The following is a 21,237-nucleotide window of genomic DNA, read 5'->3' as shown; positions in this document are numbered from 1 at the left end:
TCGTTCCGCCCAGCTTCGATGCGGACGAAAGGACGTCGCGAACATGAATCGACATCTCCCGCTTCCGCCCGGTGCGCGCCTCGGCGTCGACATCGGTCGGGTCATCATCGGTGCCACCGCCGACGACGGCACCACCGACACGTCGTTCCTCTCGGGCAGCGAGGACGACGCGCTCCGCACGCCACCCGTGCCCGGCGCGTTCGAGACGATCGCGCGGCTTCACGCGCACCTCGAAGGGCGCGTGTGGCTCGTCTCGAAGTGCGGCCCGCGCATCCAGGCGCTCACGCGCCGCTGGCTCGCGCACCAGGGCTTCCACGACGTGACCGGGATCCCACCCGAGCACGTGCGCTTCTGCCGTGAGCGCAGGCAGAAGCGCGAGCACGCGCTCGCGCTGGGGCTCACCTGCTTCGTCGACGATCGCCTCGACGTGCTGCGTCACCTCGAGGGCGTCGTGCCCGCGCTCTGCTGGTTCGGCGTGCAGCGCGATCCCGCGCCCGACTGGGTCGTCGCGACGCGCACGTGGCGCGACGTGCAGCGCGTCCTACTCGGGGATCCCGAGGTGCTCGGCGGGCACGTAGTCGACGAGCCACACGCGTGAGCCCGGCGCGCGCGAGAAGCGCACGCCGCGCGCATGCATCGCCGCGGCGCGGACCTCGATCACGATCGGCGGTCCGCGCCGCGCGCCCACCTCGATCGCGTCCTCACGCGTCTCGGCGAGGTGGACGTGACGGCGCGCGCCCGGCACGAGCCCCTTCGCGCGGATCGACGCGAGCCGCGCGCGGATCGTGCCGTGGAACAGGATCTCCGGCGGGGCGATCGCGGGATGGTCGACGTCCACCGCGACCGAGTGCCCGTGCAGCGCGCGGATGCGCGAGCCCTCGAGCTCGAAGCGCTTCTTGCCCGGCATCGCGAGCACCGCGTCGAGCTCCTCACGCGTGATCCCGAGCGCATCGAGCAACGCGTCGACGTCGGTCCATCCGGCGCCGTCGAGCGTGATCCCCACCGCGCCGGGGCGATGGCGGAGCGCCCACGCGAGGCGCTTGCTCAGCTCGATCGAGGGCATGCGGGGTGCAGCGATCGCGGGCCGGAGGACGAGTATGCAGAAGGTCCGAGACATCATGACCCGCTCGCCCGCGTGCTGCAGCGCCTCGACGTCGCTCGAGGAGGTCGCGCGCATGATGATCGTGCACGACTGCGGCGAGATCCCGGTGCTCGACGACGTGGGCACGCCCATCGGCGTCGTGACCGATCGCGACATCGCTTGTCGCACCGTCGCGCAGGGCAAGAACCCGCTCGAGATGACCGCCGGACAGGTCATGTCGAGCCCGTGCGTGACGGTGAACGTCGACGACAGCATCCACGAGTGCTGCGAGGTTCTCGAGTCGAACATGATCCGGCGCGTGCCGGTCGTGGACTCGAAGGGACGCTGCTGCGGCATCGTGTCCCAGGCCGACGTGGCGCGCGCGGGCGACGAGCACGAGACCGCCGAGCTGCTGCGCGAGATCTCCCGGCCGCTGCAGGCGACGTCGACGTTCATCTGAGCACGAATGGCGCGAGACATCGCGCCACGTTCGTCACGCGCGCTCGTCTGCCTCGTCGTCGCGCGGGCGCGCGGCCTCGGGCGGGATCGTGGCGATCGCCTGCTCCGGGAGGTCGCGCACCGGTGGTGCGCCGTAGAGCGGGATCGGGATGTCCCCCGCGTCGACGCCCGCATCCCGTCCCGCGTCGCGCGGCGTGCCCGCGTCGGCCACCGGCGTCGCGGCGTCCTCGCGCTGCGCGGCGTCGTCGCGCGCGCTCGCGTCCTCGCTGCCGAGGTCGGTTCGCGCGCCGCACGCGCTGACCGTGATCCCCAGCGCGACGACGCGCGCTGCGCGCCCGAGCCCGCGCGGAACGAGGCTCGCGCGCGGCCTCGCCCACCCGACGGCGAGGTCGACCCCGCACATCGGACAGCGTGGCTCGCGGACCGCGACGTGGCGGTGGCAGACAGGGCAGGGCTCGAGCGCGCGCATGCGCCGACGCTGCCACGGGTCGCGCCTCCCGATCCAGCGAGCGGACTCGCGCACATGCCTGTTTGCCCTTTTGCGCCCGAGGGGTTAGCGATCGGCCGCGATGAAGTGCCCCTTCTGCGGCACCCTGGACAACAAGGTGATCGACTCCCGCCTCTCGCAGGGCGGTGAGGTCACGCGCCGGCGTCGTGAGTGCGAGGGCTGCGCGCGCCGCTACACGACCTACGAGCGCGTCGAGCAGGTGCTTCCGCTCGTCGTGAAGAAGGACGGCCGGCGCGAGCCCTTCGATCGCATGAAGATCCTCGGCGGCGTGCGCCGCGCGTGCGAGAAGCGCCCGGTCTCGCAGGAGTCGCTCGAGCGGCTCGTGGATCGCCTCGAGCGCGAGCTCGTCGAGACCGGCGAGAAGGAAGTGCCCTCGTCGATGATCGGCGAGAAGGCGATGGACGCGCTGCGCGAGCTCGATCCCGTCGCGTACGTGCGCTTCGCGAGCGTCTATCGCTCGTTCGCCGACCTCCACGAGTTCATGGCGGAGATCGCGCAGCTCCTGCCCGACGGCACGCCGAAGCGCGAGAGCTCGTCGTCGTGAGCGCACCGGTCGCGTCGTTCGACGAGCGCATGATGGACCTCGCGCTCGCCGAGGCGCGCAAGGGCCGGACCGCTCCGAACCCTCACGTCGGCGCGGTCATCGTGCAGGGCGGCGAGGTCGTCGGCGTCGGGCACCACGAGCGTGCAGGCGAGGCCCACGCCGAGGTCGTCGCGATGCGCGCGGCCGGCGATCGCGCGCGCCGCGCGACGCTCTACTGCACGCTCGAGCCGTGCAACCACCACGGGCGCACCGCGCCGTGCACCGACGCGATCCTCGCCGCGGGCATCGCGCGCGTGGTCGTGGGCTGCGTCGATCCCGCGAAGCACGGCCCCACCTCCGGCGCGGCGCGGCTGCGCGAAGCGGGCGTCGAGGTCGTGCTCGGGGTGCGCGAGGCGCAGGCGCGCGAGGTGATCGAGGACTTCGCGTGCCTCGTCGTGAAGAAGCGCCCGCTGGTGATCCTGAAGGCCGCCGTGACGCTCGACGGACGCATCGCGTCACGCACCGGCGACTCGAAGTGGATCACCGGCGAGGACGCACGCCGCGAGGCACATCGACTGCGCGATCGCGCCGACGCGGTGATGGTCGGCGTGGGCACGGTGCTCGCGGATGATCCGCGCCTCGACGTCCGCATGGTCGAGGGCCGCGACCCCATCCGCGTGGTGCTCGACACGCACCTGCGCACGCCCGAGAGCGCGAAGCTCGTGGCGCACGGCTCGTCGCGCCCGACGTGGATCGTGCATGGCCCGGACGCACCGAACGAGCGACGCGACGCGCTCCGCCGCGATGGTGTCGTGCTGATCGAAGCGCCGCTCGAGGGCGAGACCGTCGACGTCGCGTGGACGCTCGCCGAGCTCGGCCGTCGCGACGTGATGCGCCTGCTCGCCGAGGGCGGAGGGCGCGTGCACGGGGCGCTGCTGGATCGTGGCCTCGCCGATCGGGCGGAGATCTTCGTCGCGCCCGTGGTCCTCGGGGATCCCGATGCTCGGCCCTTGGCAGCGATGCACGATCCCCCCATGCAGATCGCGAGCGCGTTCCAGCTCGCGGATCTCGAGATCGATCGGCTCGGACGCGACGTTCGCTTCCGCGGTCGTGTCACCAGAGGCCCTCGGGAGGCGTGATGTTCACGGGTCTAGTCGAAGAGATCGGCACGGTGCGGGACGTCCAGCGCGGCGCGCTCGGATCGACGATGCGCATCGAGTGCCCGTGGCGCGACCTCGTGCTCGGCGAGTCGATCGCGGTGAACGGCGTGTGCCTCAGCGTGACGACGATGCCGGAAGGCGGGTTCACCTGCGACGCGTCGGCGGAGACGCTCGAGAAGACGACGCTCGGTGCGATCACGCGCGGCACGAAGGTGCACCTCGAGCGCGCGCTGCGCGCCGGGGATCGCTTCGGCGGCCACGTCGTGAGCGGGCACGTCGACGGCGTCGGCAAGGTCGCCGCGAAGACGCCGCTCGGCGACGCGCTGAAGGTCGAATTCGAGGTGCCCGAGGTGCTCGCGCGCTTCCTCGCGCCGAAGGGCTCGATCACCGTCGACGGCGTGAGCCTCACCGTGAACGGCGCGACCGGCACGCGCTTCGACGTCGTGCTCGTGCCGATCACGCGCGAGAAGACGCTGCTCGATCAGAAGGACGTCGGCGCGCCGATCAACCTCGAGGTCGACGTGCTCGCGAAGTACGTCGCGCGCCTCCTGGGCAACCCGGGCGTCGACGGCGTGCCCCCGCAGAACCCGCCCGGCGCGGGCGGTGGAGGTGTCACCCTGGATCTCCTGGGTCGCACCGGATTCCTTTGATTCGCAACGAACGAGAGACGAGGTCAACGATGCGTCGCACCGCGATCGAGAGAGTCCACCGTGCCCTCGAGGACATCCGCGCCGGTCGGATGGTGATCCTCGTCGACGACGAGGACCGCGAGAACGAGGGCGACCTCGTCATGGCCGCCGAGAAGGTCACGCCCGAGGCGATCAACTTCATGGCGAAGTGGGGCCGCGGCCTCATCTGCCTGACGATCACCGACGAGCACGTGCGGCAGCTCGATCTGCCGATGATGGTCGACGACAACCAGTCGCAGCGCTCGACCGCGTTCACCGTCTCGATCGAGGCACGCCACGGCGTGTCGACCGGCATCAGCGCCGCGGATCGCGCGCACACGATCAAGGTCGCGATCGCCGAGGACGCGCGTCCCTCCGACATCGTGAGCCCCGGCCACGTCTTCCCGCTCAAGGCGCGCCCGGGCGGCGTGCTGCAGCGCACCGGTCACACCGAGGGCTCGGTGGATCTCGCCCACCTCGCGGGGTTCCGCCCCGCGGGCGTCATCTGCGAGATCATGAACGACGACGGCACGATGGCGCGCATGCCCGATCTCGTCGAATTCGCCGAGAAGCACGGGCTTCGCATCCTGTCGATCGCGGATCTGATCCAGTACCGCCTCGAGCACGAGCAGATGATCGAGAAGCGCCTCGACGGCGAGCTCGCGCTGCCGAGCGGCAAGCAGTGGCGCGCGCACCTCTTCGTGCAGAAGCACGACCAGCGCGAGTTCCTCGCGCTGACGCTCGGCGAGATCGACGAGAGCCCGACGCTCGTGCGCATGCACACGGGCAGCGTGCTCGGCGACGTGTTCGACGTGCGCAGCCGCGGGCGCGTCGCGATCGACGACGTCGTCGCGCGCATCGAAGAGGAAGGGCGCGGCGTGATCGTGTTCATCCCGGGCCCGATCGATCTCGAGTCGGATCTCGCGCAGCGCCTCGGCAAGCAGGTGAAGCCGAAGCACATGGACAGCGGCGAGGTGCTCCGCGAGTACGGCCTCGGCGCGCAGGTGCTGCGCGCGATCGGCCTGCGTCGCATCCGCCTGCTGACGAACCGTCCGCGCCGCATCGCGGGCGTCGACGGCTACGGCCTCGAGGTCACCGAGCAGCTCGTGGTGAGCGAGGACGCCGCGCTCAGCGGCGAGATGGACGCGCCCGAGCTGAAGCACTGAGCTTGCGGGAGGGGTCTTGGAAGACCCCTCCCCCCGACCGGCAGAGCCGGATCGGGTCCCCCCACCCTGAACACTGCGCGCGGGGCCCCAACCCCGCTTGCTCGCGCTCGAGCGACGAGCCGATGCACCGCAGCGCGTCGACGCACGTACGCGCGCGCTCGTGCTCGTCCTCGGCGTGCACGAAAGCGCGGCGTGCGTTAGACACGCGACCCGAGGGAGTGATGCCTGACATCCTGGAGATCGAGGGGACGTTCGAGACGCCCCAGGGCGCGCGCTTCGCGATCGTCGTGTCGCGATTCAATCACTTCATCACCGATCGACTCCTCGAGGGCGCGCTCGACGGTCTCCGCCGCCACGGCGTGCCCGACGCGAACGTCGTCGTCGCGCGCACGCCCGGCGCGTTCGAGCTCCCGGTCGCCGTGCGGCAGATCGCGTCGAGCAAGAAGGTCGACGCCGTCATCGCGCTCGGCGCGGTGATCCGCGGCTCGACGCCGCACTTCGACTACGTCGCCGGCGAGGCCACGAAGGGCTGCGCGCAGGTGATGATGCAGACCGGCGTGCCCGTGATCTTCGGCGTGCTGACGACCGACACCATCGAGCAGGCGATCGAGCGCGCCGGCACGAAGGCGGGCAACAAGGGCTGGGAAGCGGCCCTCGGCGCCATCGAGATGATCAACCTCCGCCGCGCTCTGGAGAAGGCCGGCTTCTGAGCGCGCACGCGCTCGGTCCGGGTCCGACGACGATGAGCTCCACCGCGCGCACCGGCTCGAGGCGCAAGGGCCGCGAAGCGGCGCTCCAGATGCTCTATCAGATGGAGGCATCGGGAGTGCGCGCGGAGCAGGCCATCCACCTGTTCTGGGCCAACCTCGGCTCGTCGCGCGAGGGCGAGGACTTCGCGAACCGGATCGTCCGCGGCTGCGAGACCGAGGGCGACAAGATCGACGAGATCATCCGCAAGGTGAGCCAGCACTGGCGGCTCGAGCGCATGACGCGCGTCGATCGGAACATCCTGCGCCTCGCCACGTACGAGCTGATCGCGATGGAGGACATCCCGCGACGCGTGACGCTCAACGAGGCGGTCGAGCTCGCGAAGCGCTACGGCAGCGACGGCAGCGCGGGGTTCGTGAACGGCGTCCTCGATCGCATCGCGAGCGATCTCGGCAAGGACTGAGCGCGCGTGGAGCTCCGGTTCGTCGCGCCCGACCTCCGCGCGCTCGACGGGCTCCGCTCCGAGGCGCTCGCGCTCCCGTTCTTCCAGGACGAGCGCCCCCTGCGCGGCGCCGCGGGGCTCGTCGACTGGCGCCTCTGCGGACGACTCTCGCGCTTGCTGGTGCGCGGTCGCATGCGCGGCGCGCTCGGCGAGCGCGTGCTCATCCCGGCGCGCCCGCGCCTCGCGTTCGAGAAGCTCTTCCTGTTCGGCCTCGGGCCGCGCGCGGCGTTCGACGAGACCGCGTTCGTCGCGTCGGTCGACGACGTGCTCGACACGCTCGAGAAGATGCGCGCGCGCACCGCGGTGATCGCGCTGCCCGGACGCAGCCTCGAGCTGGTGGGCCCCGAGCGCGCGCTCGAGCTCTTCTTGTCCGCGGCGCGTGACCGCCACGAGCACGACGAGCTCACGCTGATCGAGCCGCTCGACGCGCAACGCTCCATGATCCCGGTGCTCGAGCGCGCGCGGCGCAAGGCCCGCGCCCTCGAAGGCGGAGCCTGACGCGCGACGCCACGGTGCTCACCTGACGAGCCGTGCAGAAGCTCGGCTCGGGGATCGCGTTCGTCGGTGCGATCGACCTCGCGCGCAACCACGAGTACGCGAAGCTCGTCGAGCTCCTCGGCCCTGCACAGCTGATCGGCGCTCCACCCACGCGCGTGGACGAGGACGACGAGTGGTCGTTCCAGACGCGCGCGATCCTGCGCCCCGAGCTCGGCGCGCGCCTCGGCCTCGAGCTCTCACGCGCGTTCGTGTTCCCGGTCCGCAAGCTGCGCTCGACGTTCGCCGACACGATCCTCGTGGGCCGCGCGAGCACCAGCGACGTGTTCGTCGACGACGCGAGCATCTCGAAGCTCCACGCGCGCATTCGGCGGCAGAGCGACGACGCGTGGACGATCGCCGACGCCGGCTCGACGAACGGCACCGCGCTCGGCACGCGCGCGATCGACGGCGAGGACACGTCCCTCCCGTACGGCACGCGCCTGCGGATCGGGAAGTGGTCGTTCCGCTTCGAGCGCCTCGACGGCACGCTCGCGATCCTGCGGAACGGATCGACGTGACGCGCCCGCGTCCCGCGGCTCGCCACCCGGCACGTCGCGATCGTGAGATAGTCCGCGCGCCCTCATGCGTGCGACACGTCTCTCCGCGATCTTCGTCCTCCTCGCGCTCGGCGCGTGTGGCGGCGCCGGCCTCCGCGCCGCGCGTCCATCGGCGCCCGAGCCGAGCCCCGCGCCGCCGCTCCTCCCGTGGCAGGCGCAGCGTCCCTCGGTGCCCACGATCGAGTCCCCGCTCGTCGTGCTCGCGGGAGGCACCGTGCTCACCGCGACCGGCCGCACCATCGAAGACGGCGTCGTCGTCATGGAGGACGGGCTCGTCCGCGCCGTCGGTCCGCGCAGCGAGATCACGATCCCCGAAGGCGCCGAGGTGATCGACGTCTCCGGACGCTTCGTGACGCCCGGGATCATCGACACGCACTCGCACATGGGCGTCTACCCCGTGCCCGAAGCGCAGGCGCACGAGGACGGCAACGAAGCGACCGCCCCGGTCACGCCGCACGTGCGCGCGTCCGACTCGTTCTGGCCGCAGGATCCCGCGCTCGCGCGCGCGCTCGCCGCCGGCATCACGACGATCCAGGTGCTGCCCGGCAGCGCGAACCTGATCGGCGGCGCGGGCGAGACGTACAAGCTGCACCTCGGCCGCACCTCGAGCGAGATGGAGCTGCCCGGCGCGCCCGACACGATGAAGATGGCGTGCGGCGAGAACCCGAAGCGCGTCTACGGCGGCCAGCACCAAGAGCCCTCGACGCGCATGGGCAACGTCGCGGGCTATCGACGCGCGTTCCAGGAAGCGATCGAGTACGGCCGCTCGTGGAGCGACTGGCAGGAGACCTACCGCCTCTGGTCGATCCGCCAGGAGCGCTGGGCGCGCTGGCAGAGCGAGCAGACCGAAGAGCGCGACGCGAGCGAGATCCCGGGCGCCGGAGGGGAGGGCGCAGGCGACGATCCCGGCGCGCCCGAGGAGCACCCCGAGGATCCCGGCCCGGCGCCCGCGCCACCCACGCGCGACTTCGGTCACGAGCTCCTGCTCGGCGCGATCGAGGGCCGCGTTCTCGTGCAGATGCACTGCTATCGCGCCGACGAGATGGCGCGCATGATCGAGATCGCGCGCGAGTTCGGCTTCCGCATCCGCGGCTTCCACCACGCGGTCGAGGCCTACAAGATCCGCGACCTGCTCACGGCCGAGGAGATCTCGATCTCCACGTGGGCCGACTGGTGGGGCTTCAAGATGGAAGCCTTCGACGCGATCCCCGAGAACCTCGCGCTGCTCACCGAGGCGGGCACGCGCGCGGTGCTGCACTCGGACTCGCCGATGCTGATCCAGCGGCTCAACCAGGAAGCCGGTAAGGCGATGGCGGCGGGCCGTCGCGCCGGGATCGAGATCACCGAGGACCAAGCGCTGCGCTGGATCACCACGAACGCCGCGTGGACGCTCGGCATCGACGAGATGGCGGGCACGCTCGAGCCCGGACGCATGGCCGACGTCGTCGTGTGGTCGGCGAGCCCGTTCTCGGTCTATGCGCACGCCGATCTCGTGTTCGTCGACGGCCTGCGCGAGTACGACCGCGCGCGCGACGGCGCGTCGCGCGACAGCGACTTCGAGCTCGGCCTCGATCTCCAGCTCGAGCAGGACGGAGGTGCGCGATGAAGCTCCGCGCGCTCGCGGTGATCGCGTTGTTGGCGATCACGACCCCCACGTCGGCGCAGCGCCGCCCGACCACGACGATCGCGATCACCGGCGCGACCGTGCGCCCCGGCAACGGCCCGCCGATCGAGAACGCGACCGTCATCGTGCGCGGCGATCGCATCGATGCGGTCGGCGCGGGCCTCGCAGCCCCGGCCGGCGCCACGGTGATCGACGCGACCGGCGCGGTGATCACGCCCGGCTTCGTCGCGACGATGACCGCGCTCGGCCTCGAGGAGATCGAGCTCGAGCGCGCGGCCCGCGACACCGGTCCCGAGGACGACGACGCCGACGCGATCCGCGCCGCGTTCTCCGCCGCCGACGGGTACAACCCGCTCTCCACGCTGATCCCGGTCGCGCGCTTGGGCGGGATCACGAGCGTGACCAGCGTGCCCGAAGGAGGCCTCGTCCCGGGCACGAGCGCGTGGGCCGATCTGCTCGGCCCCTCGTCCACGGTGAGCACCGACGCGGTGCTCACGCCGCAGCTCGCGCTCCACGTGAGCCTGAACGACGAGGGCATCGACGCCGCGGGCGGCGCGCGCTCGAGCGCGATCACGCGGCTGCGCGAGCTGCTCGACGACGCGCGGCTCTACGCCCGCCAGCGCGCCGCGTTCGATCGCGGTGACTTCCGCGACACCGACGTCAGCCGCCTCGATCTCGAGCGCGTCGGCGAGGCGCTCGCCGGCCGCATCCCCGTCGTGATCAGGGTGTCGCGCGCGATCGACGTCGTCCGCACCATCGCGCTCGCGCGCGAGTACGGGCTGCGCATCGTGCTCGCGGGCGTCGAAGAAGGATGGATGGTCGCGCCGCAGATCGCGGCCGCGAACGTGCCCGTGATCGTGCAGGCGATGACGAACCTGCCCGAGCGCTTCTCGCGCCTCCACGCGCGCTACGACAACGCCGCGCTGCTCTCGCGCGCCGGCGTGCGCGTGATGTTGATGTCGCCGGGCGCGTGGGACGCGCGGAACCTGCGGCAGGAAGCGGGCAACGCGATCGCGTGGGGCATGGATCCCGATGCCGCGCTCGCCGCGGTCACGTCGCTGCCCGCCGAGGTCTTCGGGATGCGCGAGCACGGCGTGATCGCCGCGGGGCGCCGCGCGAACCTGGTGGTGTGGAGCGGCGATCCGTTCGAGACGACCAGCGCGCCGACCCACGTGATCGTCGCGGGGCAGGACGTGCCCCTTCGGTCCCGCCAGACGCTGCTGCTCGAGCGCTATCGATCGCTCGACGCGGTGCCCCGAGGCTGGACCGGGACGGTCGCGCGCGACCGCTCGGAGTGAGCGAGGCGGCCGTTGGGGCGGTCGGGGTCGACCGCTCGAACGGTCACTGGTGACCGTTCGCGAAAACGGGGCAATTCTCCTTGAGAAATGGCCCATTCGCGCCGCAACTTCGCGCTCGCGAGCGCGAATTCGTGCTGCGAGCTAGCGCTCGAGCGCTTCGCGCAGCAGCCCGAGCGCGCGCGTGTGGATGCGACACGCCCAGCTCTTCGAGATCCCGAGCTCCGCGCCGATGTCGTCGAGGTTCCGACCCTCGAAGTACATCCCGTTGACCACGATCCGCTCGCGCTCGGGCAGCGTCTCGAGCGCGGTGCGCACGCGCTGCTTCTCGTGCGCGCCGATCAGCTGCTCCTCGGGGCTCTCGCGCGTCGCTTCCTCGTCCTGCCCGACCGCCGCGAGCATGAACGTCGCGGTGATCTTGCCGAGGATGTCGTCCACCGCGGCGAGGGTGGCCTCGACGTCGGCGCGCGCCTCGGGCGTCGTCGCGCGCGCTTCGCCCTCGGCCTCGATCGCCCAGTCGATCGCCTCCGCCGCGCGCCGCTTCTGATGGATGCGCCGTGGCAGGTACGCCATCTTGCGCACGCCATCGAGGATCGCGCCGCGGATGCGGTAGTACGCGAACGTGCTGAAGAGCACGCCTCGCGTCTCGTCGAACCGACCGCGCGCTTCGAGCAGGCCGTGGTACCCGAACGCGATCAGGTCGTCGAGCTCGCACGTCAGATCGAGCTCGGCGCGCACGCGAAGCGCGATCTTCCGCACCAGGGGTGCGTGCTCTTCGACGAAGCGCTGGTCGTCGGTCTGCCCCACGCGCTCGTAGGTACCACGCGTGCGCCGCGATCGTCGAGAGTCGCTCGTTGCGCGCGTCGGACGTGCGCGCGACGATGCCGCCGCGATGATCCTCTCCGACCGCGACATCGAGGCCGCGCTCGACGCGCGCCGCATCGTGATCGATCCGCTCGTCGACCGCGCGGTGCAGATCCAGCCGTGCTCGGTGGACCTGCGGCTCGGCTCGCGCTTCGCGCTGTTCCGCAGCTCGGCGACGCCGTTCGTCGATCCCGAGCTCGACGATCCCGACACGCTCACCGAGATCGTCGAGGTGGAGGACGGCCAGCAGTTCGTGCTGCACCCCGGCGAGTTCGTGCTCGGCAGCACCGTCGAGCGCGTCGAGGTCCCCGACGATCTGCTCGCGAAGGTCGACGGTCGCTCGAGCCTCGGGCGGCTCGCGATCCTGATCCACGCGACGGCGGGCTTCATCGATCCCGGGTTCCGCGGGACGATCACGCTCGAGCTCTCGAACGTCGGTCGCCTGCCGGTCGCGCTGCGCCCCGGCATGCGCATCTGCCAGATCAGCTTCGAGACGCTGAGCTCCCCCGCGCAGCGCCCCTACGGCGACGCGCGCCGCAGCAGCAAGTACCAGGACCAGAGCGGACCGACTCCGTCGCGCATCAAGCGCGACGCGCGCTAGGACAGGGATCAAGATCGGCTCGCTGCCGACGCGCCCTTCCGTACGCGTGCGCCGCACGCTCCCGGCCGGGCCCGCCGGCAGCGAGCACTCCCGCTGGCGTCACGCCCCGTCGTCGTCTTCCGGGCGATCCTTCGGCGGCGGCGGGATCGACGAGGGCTGGCTCGGGCGATCGCTCTCGCGCTCCGCGCCCGACGGCTCCGGCTTCCGGCGCAACCGCACGCGGTGCACGCGCCGGGCGCGGACGTCCTCGACGATCATCTCCCAGCGACCGAGATCGATCACGTCACCGGGGCTCGCGAGACGGCCGAGGCTCGCGACGACGTAGCCGCTCACCGTGTCGCCGCCCTCGATCTCCGGGATGCGCTGATCCGTGAGCTCGAGCTCGTCGATCGGAACGGTCCCGTCGACGATCAGCGTTCCGTCCTTCGCGGGATGGATGCGCGTCGCGATCCCCATCGTGATCTCGTCCTGCAGATCGCCGACGATCTCGGTCACGACGTCCTCGAGCGTCACGAGGCCCGCGGTGCCGCCGTACTCGTCGACGACCAGCGCGATCGGGATCTTCGTGCGCTGGAACTGCTCGAGCACCTCGCCGACGGTCTGACCCTCGGGGACGATCAGGATGTCGCGCTTCAGGCTCGCGATGCTCGGCGGACGCTCGCGCCCGCCCGCCATCAGCAGATCCTTCACGTACACGTAGCCGATGACGTGATCGGGATCGCCGTCCTGGCTCACCGGATACCGGCTGAACCCGAAGCGGCGGACCTTCGCCATCCACTTGTCGTAGCCGTCGCCGACGGAGAGCACCTCCATGTCGACGCGCGGCACCATGATCGCGCGCACCGGGCGATCGGTCGCGCGCAGCACGCGCTCGAGCAGGTCGCGCTTCTTGCCCTCGAGCTCGTCGAACGAGGCCTGGATGACGAGGCGCAGCTCTTCGAGCGAGAGCTTGCCCTCGGCGTGCTGCGGCGCGGGCAGGCCCATGAGGCGCAGCACGAGGTTCGACGTGCCGTTGAGCACCCAGAGCGCGGGGTACGACGCGTAGAAGAACGCGCGCATCAGCAGCGAGCTGTGCCGCGCGACGTCCTCGGGGCGCTGGATGGCGAGCGACTTCGGGACGAGCTCGCCGACCACGATGTGCAGCGCCGAGATGATCATGAACCCGGCGGTGACGGCGACGCCCGACGCGGTCTGCTCGTCCACGCCGAGCGCGTGGAGCGGCGGCGCGAGCAGGCGCTCCATCGCGGGCTCACCCAGCCATCCGAGGCCGAGCGACGCGAGCGTGATCCCGAGCTGCGTCGCGCTCAGGTAGGCGTCGAGGCGCTGGGTGATCGCGTAGGCGCGCGCGGCGGAGGGATCGCCCTCGTTGGCGAGCGCCTGCAGCGCGGTGGGACGCACCTTCGCGAGCGCGAACTCCGCCGCCACGAAGAACGCGTTGGCGAGCACGCACAGGAGCGCGGCGAGCAGCGCGAGCACGGCCCCCCCGGACTAGCGCCCCTGCGGGCGCGTGTCGATACCCACCGGGAACAGCGCGATCCCCACCGGGCGCACGGTGATGATGGCGACCGTGGCGCGAGCGCGGCCCGAGAAGACCGCGCTCGCTGGGTCCGGACCGGCGCTCACAGCTTGTGGAACGGGATCGGCGACCGCGCGCCGCCGCTCGAGGTGGGTGCGGTGCCGGGCGGCGGCGCGAGCGAGGGATCCACCTCGCCGTCGAACACGGCGATCGCCGCCGACACGCGGTCGAGGCCCGCCTGCGTGGCCGCCTCGCGCTGGAAGACCTGCACCGCGCGAGCGAGGCGAAGCCCGAGCTGCTTCCCGAGATCGATCTCGCGCTCGAGGAACGCCTCGAACGAGCCGTAACCCTTGACCTCGTAGAGCTTCCGCTCGTCGATGTCCTTCAGGATCAGGCCGATGTCGTAGAAGCTGCGCTGCAGCGAGCGCTTGAGGTTGCGGATGTTCGCCGTCGCCGTCGCGAGCGCGCCGATCTTCTGCTTGAGCTCGTCCGCCCCGACGGGCGTGCGCACCGTGAGGCGCGGCGCGGTGGGCTTCGCGAGGCCCGCGGCGGGCGCAGGCGGAGGCGGGGGCTCGCTGCCGGCAGCCTTGTCGGCGGCGACGACCTTCTCGGCCTTCTCCGCCTTCTCGGGCTTGGCGACCTTTTCGGGCTTGGCCATTGTCTTGGCCGGCTGCTTCGGCAGGGGCGTCGCCTTCTTCGCGGCCGGGGCGGGCGCCGCCGGCTTCGCCGCGGTCTTGGGCGCAGCCTTCACGCTCTTCGCGGGCTTCTCTGCGGGCGCCTTGCTCGAGACGGACTTCTTCGCCGGTGCTGCGGGCGCCCGACCGGGCTTGCTCGCGGCGCTCTTCGCTGCTGCGGTGCTCTTCTTCGCGCTCGTCACCACCTGCCGCCTCCCCCTCCTCGGCGTGGGCCCTGGAGTCCGGGTGCTCCCGTGACGCGCATACCACTCTTGAAACAGGGTGTAAAGAACGTGTGCAGCGCGCGCCGTGCCAAATCGTATGAGGGCGAATGAAACTCCGAGAAAACGTCCGGGAGCGGTGAGGCCCCTGCCGATCGGGGCCCCGCCATCGCGATCTAGGCCCGGATCTGGACGGACGCGAGAAGGCCGGAGCGCCCTCTCGGATGCTCCGGCCTCCTGAAGGGTGACCGAACGGTCGGCGGGGGAGGGCGCTACTCCTCGCCTTCCTCGCCCTCGATGCCGAGGTGGAACCAGTCGTCGCCCGTGCGCGGCGTCTCCATGAGCGTCCCGTCCGGCGCGTCGCGCCGCACGATGAACGTCCGCCGCGACAGCACCTCGTCGTTCTCGCGCGCCACGACGATCACGACGTTCACGCCCGGACGCAGCGGCACCTCGGTGTCGAAGCGCACCTCGCGCGGGTCGGTCGCGTCGCGGTTCGAGACGTAGAAGACCTTGCGCGTGCCCACGAAGACGTAGGCGTCACGCACCTGCAGATCGTCGCGCACGATCGCGCGGATCGGCACGCGGTCCGCGGTGGTCGTGAGCATGCCCGCGACACCCTCGACGTCGATGCGCGGCGGCATGTGGTCCATCAGCGGCGTCACGCGCGCGCCCGACGCCGCGCGATCGGTCGTCACGTCCGACGACGCGACCCAGCCGGGGCGCCCCTCGCCGAGATCGACGCGCACGAAGCCCGAGAGCTCCGCCTGCGCCGGCAGCGACGCCGCGCCGCCTTCGACGCGCGCCAGCGTCTGCGAGTCCGCCGCCGGACGCTCGCGCACCGCCGCACCGTCGCGCAGCGTCACGCGACCGCGACGCGGCGTCGGCGCCGCGCCGCTCGGCGCGATCGGCACGTCGACGCGCTCGACCATCAGCTCGCGCAGGCTCACGTCCGCGACGCGCGCCTCGAGCCGAACGCTGTCGCGCTCGAAGTCGGGCAGCACCTCGAACGTGAAGTGGATGAGGCGCTCCTCGCCCGGCGGGATGCTCTCGAGCTCGAAGCGTCCCGCGTGGAGCAGCACGCCCTGACCGGCGCGGCTCTGCAGGTTCGCCTGGGTCTCGTAGGTGCGGCCCTGACCGGTGTTGCGCACGCGGAGGTACACGCTCGCCGTCTCGCCGCGCTGCACCAGGCCGTCGCCGTTGCCGCGCACGTCGTCCGCGACCTGCACCTGATACGCGAACTGCGGGCGCGGCAGCGCGCGGATCTGCGTGCGGATCTCGGTGCTCGGCGGCGCGTGGCCGTGCGCTTCCGAGAACTCCACGCGGATGCCGTCCGCGCGATCCGGAACCTCGCGCGGCACCACGCAGGTGCGGCGCTCGTTCTCGGTCGTGCAGATGCCGAGCGTCGTCGACCACTCGCGCGTCTGGCCCGGATCGAGGCGACCGAAGACCAGCTCGCGGTGGTTGAACAGCGCGAAGTCGCTGCGGGTCTGCGCGCGCAGGCGGTACAGCGGCGCGCTGCCGGTGTTGGTCACGCGCACGCGCAGCTCGAGGTTCTCGCCCGCCGTGATGCGGTTCTCCGGCGCGTTGGTCGTGACCTCGACCTGGACCGGGCTCGCGCCCTGATCCGTGCCCTCGTCCCAGTTCACGCCCAGGCGCTCGAGCTCGCGCGCCGCGGTCGACAGCTCCTGCCCGCGCAGGCGCTCGATCACCGGCGTCGCGTCCTCGATCATCTGGCGGCGGTTGCCGCGGCGGGGCGCGCCTTCACGCGTCGAGTGCACCAGCACCTCGCGCGCGAAGCGGAGCAGGAACTCGTCCTCCTGCTCGTTCTCCTCCTGGTCCTCGGGGCGCGCTTCGCGCAGACGCTCGCGCGTCTCGACCGGCAGGTAGTAGCGCATCACCACGGCCGACTCCTCGCCGTCGCGCGCGCTCGTGTTCGTCAGGTGCTGGTCGAGGTCCGCCTCGCGCACGTAGCCCTGGTCGACCTCGAGATCGAGATCGGTGCGGTCGACCGTCATCGGATCGATCGCGATGTCGGGCACGATGCCGACGCCCTGGATCGAGACGTCGCCCGGCGTGAGGTACTGCGCGATGGTCAGCTTGAGCGCCGAGCCGTCGTCGTAGTTGTAGAGGACCTGCACGCTGCCCTTGCCGAACGTCCGCTGTCCGACGACCAGCGCGCGATCGTGGTTCTTCAGCGCGCCCGCGACGATCTCGCTCGCGCTCGCCGAGCCGCCGTTGACCAGCACGATCATCGGGTACTCGGGCTCGGTGCCCTCACGACGCGCGCTGCGCTCGTCGCGCTGCGACGGATCGCTCGAGCTCGTCGTGACGATGATCCCGTTGTCGAGGAACGCGTCCGCGACGCGCACCGCCTGATCGAGCAGACCGCCCGGATCGTCGCGCAGGTCGAGCACCAGGCCGCGCATCCCCTGCGCGTGCAGCTGCGCCAGCGCGCGCGTCATGTCCTCGAACGTGTTGCCCTGGAACGAGTTGATCGAGATGTACCCGATGTTCCCCTCGAGCATCCGCGACTCGACCGACTCGATGTGGATCACCGCGCGCGTCAGCGTGAACGGGCGCGGCGTGCTCCAGCCGCCCTGTCCCTCGCGCGTCACCCACACCTGCACGTTCGAGCCCGGCGGGCCGCGCAGGCGCGACACCGCGTCCTCGAGCGGCATGTTCAGCGTGCTCTCCTCGCCGATGCGCACGATGCGGTCCATGCGGTTCAGCCCCGCGCGCGACGCGGGCGTCTCGGGCATCGGACGGATGATCGTGAGCTGTCCGTCGCGGATCGAGATGACGATGCCGAGGCCGCCGAACTCGCCTCGCGTGCTCATCTGCATCTCGGTGTACGTCTCGGGATCGAGCAGCACCGAGTGCGGGTCGAGCGTGCGGAGCATGCCGTTGATCGCGGCATACTCGATGTCGCGGAGCTCGACGTCCTCGTCGCGCAGGTTCGCCTGCAGGAACCCGAAGATCTCGCGCCAGCGGTAGCTGAGCGCCCACGGGCTCGTGACGTCGTCGACGCGGAAATTGCGCGACGCGCCGTACACCGTGACCCCGACCTCGTTCCCGCCGTCCTCGTAGTGCACGAGCACCGGGGCGACCGTCTGCTGCACCGCGTTCAGGCCCCCGAGCAGCATCCGCTGCGGGCTCACGCGCTCCGGGTCGACGTAATGATCCTTCACCTGGAGGATCACCCGGTTCATGACCGTCAGCTGGGTGAGGTCGTAGGGCTCGCGGCTGCGCACCTCCTGGGCGCGCGCCGAGCTGTCGATGTCGAGATCGAGCCCGTTGCGATGCGGCCAGACGTAGGTGAGCCCGACCGCGGCGCCGATCGCCAGGGCCGCGAGGCTCGCCCCCGCCAGTCGTGCTCGTGCCTGAGGGGACTGCCACAGGGGCTTGCGCTGGTCGTTCATTCGGTTGTCGTCTCGGACTCGCGCTCCGGCTCGAAGCGTGGGTTTGGAGTATAGGTGTCGCGCCCGAGCGCGGCCAAGCTGCTGGATTTCCGGGGAGGCTTCGTGACAGTGGGTGCGGAGCCCGGGGCGCGCTCGCGAATTGGAACGGCTCGGTCCGGAGCGGGAGAGCGGAACCTGGAGACGCGTGACGCTGTCCGGAAGTTCCCCTCGGGCGAGATGGACCCGGGCGATGGAGGCGTGTGAGCGACGACGGTGAGGAAGAGGTCGCCCGCGCGTTCCGGCCGGGACGACGCCCCGGTTGGATCGCGGCGGGCCTCAACGCGACGCTCGCGCTGATGTTGCTCGGGATCCCCTACGTGCGCGGCAAGCTGCGCGCGACCGACGCCGGCGCGCACTACGCCGCGCTCGCGCAGTGCATGTACGGCGGGCGCGCCGTCGACGAGCCCGGCCTCGCGCTGCCGCCCGGCGATCGCGAGGCGTTCGCGGCGCGCGTCGCCCGCGCCGACGCGTCGTGGCCGGAGCCCTGCATCGCCGAGCTGCGCGCGATGCGTCCCGAGCCCGTCATCTTCCTCTTCCCCTCGCCCAAGCAGGCCGAGGAGGATCTGCGGCGCGCCATCGATCAGGCCGAGGCCGAGCTCGTCGCGCTCCAGCGCGCGCGCACCGAGGAGGGCGGCGTCGGCGCGGTGCCCGAGCGCCCGCTGCGCGCGCTCACCCAGCTGCGCTCCGCGCTCGCGAACCTCTTCACCGCGTCGGACGTCACCGTCGATCCGAACGCGCCGGCGATCGCGCTCGACGCCGATCCCACCATCGTCGCGCCCTCGCGCATCCCGACGCGCACCGCCGCGAGCGGCGTCACCCAGGTGCGCCCCGAGCCCGGCGGCCTCCGGGCGATCACCAGCGACGGTCGCAGCGTCTCCGAGGCCGCGGTGCGCGACGGGCGCGTCGACTTCACCCAGGTCCGCCGTCCCCCCGCGGTCCGCGGGATCACGCTCGGTCCCGAGAGCGGCTTCCTGCTCTGGATCACCAGCGAGACGACGTGCGCGACCGACGCGCAGCACTGCGCCGCGCGCCTCCTCGGCATCGCGCCCATGCGCGACGTGAGCGAGCCGACGCCGCGCTGGTGGGTCGCGGCGCATCCCGCGGGACGCATCGATCGTGCGGTGCGCGTGGAGCCGGGCGGCGTGGTGCGCGTCATCGCGGTGGGGGAGGGCGGGGAAGGGCGCGAGATGCGCCGCTTCGTGCTCGATCCCGACGCGCCCGAGCCGGCGAGCGAGGACCAGGTGACGCCGATCGTCGCGAGCGAGCGCGTCGCGCTCGACGATGCGATCGACGCGCTGCTCGTGCCGGGCGGCGTGGTGCGCGCGTGGCGCGATGCGGGCGCGCTGTGGATCGCGGGCGCGGGGATCGAGCCCGCGATGGAGGTCCCGCTGCCCGGCGAGGGCGAGGAACGACCCGCGCCGCGCCAGGTCGCGCTCGCGCGATGCGGCGCGTGGACGGCGGTCGCGATGCCCGACGGCGTCGTCGTGCTCGACGGCGCGCGCGCGCTCGCGCCGATCACCCAGGCGCTGCGCGAGCCGGTGCTCGGCGCGTCGCGCGAGGACGACGCGGTGCGCATCGCCTGTCACGACGAGGGAGCGGACCTGCTCGCGATCGATCGCCGCCGTCGCGTGCTGCGCTGGGCGTGCACGACCGAGGGATGCGGCGAGCCGCAGGTGGTCGCCGAGGGCGCGAGCCAGATGGACGCGGCGCACGGCGGCGGCACGACGCTCGTCGCGTGGACCGGCAACGCGCAGCGCCCGCAGGTCCGCGTCGCGCGGGTGCGCGGCGACGTGATCGGCGCGCCCGAGGTGCCCGCGCCGTGCTGGGCGGGGCCGTCGGGCGGCGTGGGCGAGGGGCTCTGCGGCCCGCCGACGGTCGTCGCGGAGGGCGAGCGCGTGCTCGTGACCGCGCGGGATCCCCAGCTCGGCGACCTGCTGGTGCTCGAGCTCGCCGACGTCGGCTTCGCGCGCCTCCCGGGGCTGTGATCCGCCGCGCGGGGCGACCGCGCGCCGTATCTCCGTGGCGGCCCCGGACGTGTGGCGCGACCGGCGATCGCGTCCCGATCGTGGCCCCCGACGCGCGGCGGTGAGGGCGATCGCCGCTCGATCACGCCCCTCGACGCGTGGCGGGCGCCGCGATCGCGTTCCGAGCACGGGACCGGACGCCCGGCGGCAGCGCTCCACAGGATCCGATCACGCCTCGCGACGCGCGGCGGGGGCCTTCCACGGATCTCGATCGACCCTCCGGACACGCGTCCGGGGCCGTGATCGAGACCCGATTTCCGCTGCCGCCACCCGTCCGGGGCCACGATCGGACGACGGAGGGCCTTTTCGCCGCGCGAAGTTGACCGGGGCGCTCGGTTGGTGCGCGATCACGCCGGGCCGGAAGGAGGGCCCTCCGTCATGCAGATCCCCGTTCGCTCCACACCCGTGCAGCGCTGCGTGTCCCTGAGCACGTTCGCGCAGTCCGCCCTGCGCCGCTACGCGACGTTGTTCGCGCCCACGCCGGACGTCGCGGCGCGGCTCGAGTCGCTCGCGGCCACCCTCGCCGAGGCCACCGACGCGCTGACGACGCGCCAGGCCGCCTACCACGCCGCGGTGCTCGCGCTGATCGCGCCGCGCGTCGAGGTGAAGCTGATCGACCTGCACGCCGACACCGTCGTGCGCAGCGTCAAGCGCATCGCCGAGGAGGCCGGCGCCGCCGGCGCGGTGTTCCCGGCGGGCATCCAGCCGATCGTGAAGCCGGTCGGCGCGACCGAGGTCGCGGCGCTGCGCACGCTCGAGGGGCGCATCGCGTCGGCGACCGCGTGGCGCGATCGCGAGGCGCAGCGCGCGCGCATCGAGGCGGTGCGCGCCGACTACGATCGCGCGCTGCTGAACCGCCGCGACGCGCTCGCCGCGTCGTCCGACGCGCGCGCGCTGCGCGACGACGCGAAGGAGTCGTTCCTCGACACCTACGCGGCGGTCGCGGGCGCCGTGCGCGAGCTGTTCCCGCGGGATCGCCAGCGCCAGGACGTGTTCTTCGACGAGGTGACCGCGCCGCGCAGCGAGGCCGACGACGACGAGCCCGACGCGCCCGCGGCGTGACGCGCGCGATGGGCGTGGATCGGGTT

Annotated in this window: 22 protein-coding genes; 16 read left to right on the top strand and 6 right to left on the bottom strand. The window is 72.2% G+C overall.

All coding sequences use genetic code 11. The features are described 5' to 3' along the window. The first annotated feature begins 43 nt into the window (after window positions 1–43). Window positions 44–598: a hypothetical protein gene (locus DB32_RS20010; protein WP_053234220.1), complete on the top strand. Its 555-nt coding sequence runs from the start codon at window positions 44–46 to the stop codon at window positions 596–598. On the opposite strand, the gene DB32_RS20005 is transcribed toward DB32_RS20010, so the two are convergent. Further along, window positions 542–1,063, bottom strand: coding sequence for an RNA 2'-phosphotransferase (locus DB32_RS20005; RefSeq protein WP_053234219.1), 522 nt, complete (start codon window positions 1,061–1,063; stop codon window positions 542–544). The genes DB32_RS20010 and DB32_RS20005 overlap by 57 nt on opposite strands. 34 nt (window positions 1,064–1,097) lie before the next feature. Here DB32_RS20005 and DB32_RS20000 point away from each other — a divergent pair, with 34 nt between their 5' ends. Beyond that, window positions 1,098–1,541 carry a CBS domain-containing protein gene (locus DB32_RS20000; protein ID WP_053234216.1) on the top strand — a complete coding sequence of 148 codons (444 nt, stop codon included), beginning with the start codon at window positions 1,098–1,100 and terminating at the stop codon, window positions 1,539–1,541. A gap of 33 nt (window positions 1,542–1,574) precedes the next feature. Here the strand turns inward: DB32_RS20000 and DB32_RS19995 are convergent, their stop codons facing one another. Further along, on the bottom strand, window positions 1,575–1,943 hold the full coding sequence (locus DB32_RS19995; protein WP_157069209.1) for a hypothetical protein: 369 nt from the start codon (window positions 1,941–1,943) through the stop codon (window positions 1,575–1,577). A gap of 166 nt (window positions 1,944–2,109) precedes the next feature. On the opposite strand from DB32_RS19995, the gene nrdR reads away from it, so the two are divergent. The 10 genes from nrdR (at window position 2,110) to DB32_RS19945 (ending at window position 10,791) form a co-directional block, all read left to right on the top strand. Continuing rightward, the gene (gene nrdR, locus DB32_RS19990; RefSeq protein ID WP_053234213.1) at window positions 2,110–2,592 is read left to right on the top strand and encodes a transcriptional regulator NrdR; all 483 of its coding nucleotides are present in this window, start codon (window positions 2,110–2,112) and stop codon (window positions 2,590–2,592) included. Then, window positions 2,589–3,710, top strand: a complete 1,122-nt coding sequence (gene ribD / locus DB32_RS19985) for a bifunctional diaminohydroxyphosphoribosylaminopyrimidine deaminase/5-amino-6-(5-phosphoribosylamino)uracil reductase RibD (protein ID WP_240481226.1) — start codon at window positions 2,589–2,591, stop codon at window positions 3,708–3,710. Before nrdR ends, ribD begins: the two co-directional genes overlap by 4 nt. After that, window positions 3,710–4,381 (top strand): riboflavin synthase, encoded by a 672-nt coding sequence (locus DB32_RS19980; RefSeq protein WP_075097960.1) that lies wholly within the window; start codon window positions 3,710–3,712, stop codon window positions 4,379–4,381. The genes ribD and DB32_RS19980 overlap by 1 nt, the downstream gene beginning before the upstream one ends. Before the next feature lie 29 nt (window positions 4,382–4,410). Next, window positions 4,411–5,565 (top strand): 3,4-dihydroxy-2-butanone-4-phosphate synthase, encoded by a 1,155-nt coding sequence (gene ribB / locus DB32_RS19975; RefSeq protein WP_053234212.1) that lies wholly within the window; start codon window positions 4,411–4,413, stop codon window positions 5,563–5,565. 221 nt (window positions 5,566–5,786) lie between these two features. Next, the gene (gene ribH, locus DB32_RS19970; RefSeq protein WP_053238874.1) at window positions 5,787–6,275 is read left to right on the top strand and encodes a 6,7-dimethyl-8-ribityllumazine synthase; all 489 of its coding nucleotides are present in this window, start codon (window positions 5,787–5,789) and stop codon (window positions 6,273–6,275) included. A 32-nt stretch (window positions 6,276–6,307) separates the two neighbouring features. Continuing rightward, complete coding sequence (nusB, locus tag DB32_RS19965; RefSeq protein WP_053234210.1) at window positions 6,308–6,736, top strand: transcription antitermination factor NusB; 429 nt, start codon at window positions 6,308–6,310, stop codon at window positions 6,734–6,736. Between the two features lie 6 nt (window positions 6,737–6,742). Next, window positions 6,743–7,273 (top strand): M17 family peptidase N-terminal domain-containing protein, encoded by a 531-nt coding sequence (locus DB32_RS19960; RefSeq protein ID WP_053234208.1) that lies wholly within the window; start codon window positions 6,743–6,745, stop codon window positions 7,271–7,273. A gap of 32 nt (window positions 7,274–7,305) precedes the next feature. After that, a complete protein-coding gene (locus DB32_RS19955) occupies window positions 7,306–7,830 on the top strand; it encodes an FHA domain-containing protein (RefSeq protein ID WP_053234206.1) in 525 nt (174 codons plus the stop codon). A 64-nt stretch (window positions 7,831–7,894) separates the two neighbouring features. Further along, window positions 7,895–9,475 carry an amidohydrolase gene (locus DB32_RS19950; RefSeq protein ID WP_053234204.1) on the top strand — a complete coding sequence of 527 codons (1,581 nt, stop codon included), beginning with the start codon at window positions 7,895–7,897 and terminating at the stop codon, window positions 9,473–9,475. Continuing rightward, on the top strand, window positions 9,472–10,791 hold the full coding sequence (locus DB32_RS19945) for an amidohydrolase family protein (protein WP_053234202.1): 1,320 nt from the start codon (window positions 9,472–9,474) through the stop codon (window positions 10,789–10,791). The genes DB32_RS19950 and DB32_RS19945 overlap by 4 nt, the downstream gene beginning before the upstream one ends. Before the next feature lie 141 nt (window positions 10,792–10,932). Here DB32_RS19945 and DB32_RS19940 read toward each other — a convergent pair whose 3' ends face one another. Beyond that, window positions 10,933–11,595, bottom strand: a complete 663-nt coding sequence (locus DB32_RS19940; RefSeq protein ID WP_053234201.1) for a sigma-70 family RNA polymerase sigma factor — start codon at window positions 11,593–11,595, stop codon at window positions 10,933–10,935. 85 nt (window positions 11,596–11,680) lie between these two features. Here DB32_RS19940 and dcd point away from each other — a divergent pair, with 85 nt between their 5' ends. After that, window positions 11,681–12,253 carry a dCTP deaminase gene (gene dcd / locus DB32_RS19935; protein WP_053238873.1) on the top strand — a complete coding sequence of 191 codons (573 nt, stop codon included), beginning with the start codon at window positions 11,681–11,683 and terminating at the stop codon, window positions 12,251–12,253. A 99-nt stretch (window positions 12,254–12,352) separates the two neighbouring features. On the opposite strand, the gene DB32_RS19930 is transcribed toward dcd, so the two are convergent. Then, window positions 12,353–13,729 (bottom strand): hemolysin family protein, encoded by a 1,377-nt coding sequence (locus tag DB32_RS19930; RefSeq protein WP_053234198.1) that lies wholly within the window; start codon window positions 13,727–13,729, stop codon window positions 12,353–12,355. A gap of 143 nt (window positions 13,730–13,872) precedes the next feature. After that, window positions 13,873–14,427, bottom strand: coding sequence for a hypothetical protein (locus DB32_RS19925; RefSeq protein ID WP_157069208.1), 555 nt, complete (start codon window positions 14,425–14,427; stop codon window positions 13,873–13,875). On the opposite strand from DB32_RS19925, the gene DB32_RS19920 reads away from it, so the two are divergent. After that, window positions 14,420–14,701 (top strand): hypothetical protein, encoded by a 282-nt coding sequence (locus DB32_RS19920; protein WP_157069207.1) that lies wholly within the window; start codon window positions 14,420–14,422, stop codon window positions 14,699–14,701. The two genes, DB32_RS19925 and DB32_RS19920, sit on opposite strands and share 8 nt — an antisense overlap. A 235-nt stretch (window positions 14,702–14,936) precedes the next feature. On the opposite strand, the gene DB32_RS19915 is transcribed toward DB32_RS19920, so the two are convergent. Next, window positions 14,937–18,086 carry an MXAN_5808 family serine peptidase gene (locus DB32_RS19915; protein WP_053234192.1) on the bottom strand — a complete coding sequence of 1,050 codons (3,150 nt, stop codon included), beginning with the start codon at window positions 18,084–18,086 and terminating at the stop codon, window positions 14,937–14,939. A gap of 239 nt (window positions 18,087–18,325) precedes the next feature. On the opposite strand from DB32_RS19915, the gene DB32_RS19910 reads away from it, so the two are divergent. Next, the gene (locus DB32_RS19910) at window positions 18,326–20,110 is read left to right on the top strand and encodes a hypothetical protein (protein WP_053234190.1); all 1,785 of its coding nucleotides are present in this window, start codon (window positions 18,326–18,328) and stop codon (window positions 20,108–20,110) included. Window positions 20,111–20,527: 417 nt separating this feature from the next. Beyond that, a complete protein-coding gene (locus tag DB32_RS19900) occupies window positions 20,528–21,211 on the top strand; it encodes a hypothetical protein (RefSeq protein WP_157069206.1) in 684 nt (227 codons plus the stop codon). Window positions 21,212–21,237: the final 26 nt, after the last annotated feature.

The organism is Sandaracinus amylolyticus (assembly GCF_000737325.1).
Lineage (GTDB): Bacteria > Myxococcota_A > Polyangia > Polyangiales > Sandaracinaceae > Sandaracinus > Sandaracinus amylolyticus.
Note: the sequence above shows the minus strand (reverse complement) of the source record. Positions and strands in the feature narration are given on the sequence as shown.

Coding starts and splice junctions, on each gene's coding strand:
- DB32_RS20010 (WP_053234220.1), top strand. CDS start 44: ATGAATCGACATCTCCCGCTTCCGCCCGGTGCGCGCCTCGGCGTCGAC.
- DB32_RS20005 (WP_053234219.1), bottom strand. CDS start 1,063: ATGCCCTCGATCGAGCTGAGCAAGCGCCTCGCGTGGGCGCTCCGCCAT.
- DB32_RS20000 (WP_053234216.1), top strand. CDS start 1,098: ATGCAGAAGGTCCGAGACATCATGACCCGCTCGCCCGCGTGCTGCAGC.
- DB32_RS19995 (WP_157069209.1), bottom strand. CDS start 1,943: ATGTGCGGGGTCGACCTCGCCGTCGGGTGGGCGAGGCCGCGCGCGAGC.
- nrdR (WP_053234213.1), top strand. CDS start 2,110: ATGAAGTGCCCCTTCTGCGGCACCCTGGACAACAAGGTGATCGACTCC.
- DB32_RS19980 (WP_075097960.1), top strand. CDS start 3,710: ATGTTCACGGGTCTAGTCGAAGAGATCGGCACGGTGCGGGACGTCCAG.
- ribB (WP_053234212.1), top strand. CDS start 4,411: ATGCGTCGCACCGCGATCGAGAGAGTCCACCGTGCCCTCGAGGACATC.
- ribH (WP_053238874.1), top strand. CDS start 5,787: ATGCCTGACATCCTGGAGATCGAGGGGACGTTCGAGACGCCCCAGGGC.
- nusB (WP_053234210.1), top strand. CDS start 6,308: ATGAGCTCCACCGCGCGCACCGGCTCGAGGCGCAAGGGCCGCGAAGCG.
- DB32_RS19950 (WP_053234204.1), top strand. CDS start 7,895: ATGCGTGCGACACGTCTCTCCGCGATCTTCGTCCTCCTCGCGCTCGGC.
- DB32_RS19945 (WP_053234202.1), top strand. CDS start 9,472: ATGAAGCTCCGCGCGCTCGCGGTGATCGCGTTGTTGGCGATCACGACC.
- dcd (WP_053238873.1), top strand. CDS start 11,681: ATGATCCTCTCCGACCGCGACATCGAGGCCGCGCTCGACGCGCGCCGC.
- DB32_RS19925 (WP_157069208.1), bottom strand. CDS start 14,427: ATGGCCAAGCCCGAAAAGGTCGCCAAGCCCGAGAAGGCGGAGAAGGCC.
- DB32_RS19915 (WP_053234192.1), bottom strand. CDS start 18,086: ATGAACGACCAGCGCAAGCCCCTGTGGCAGTCCCCTCAGGCACGAGCA.
- DB32_RS19900 (WP_157069206.1), top strand. CDS start 20,528: ATGCAGATCCCCGTTCGCTCCACACCCGTGCAGCGCTGCGTGTCCCTG.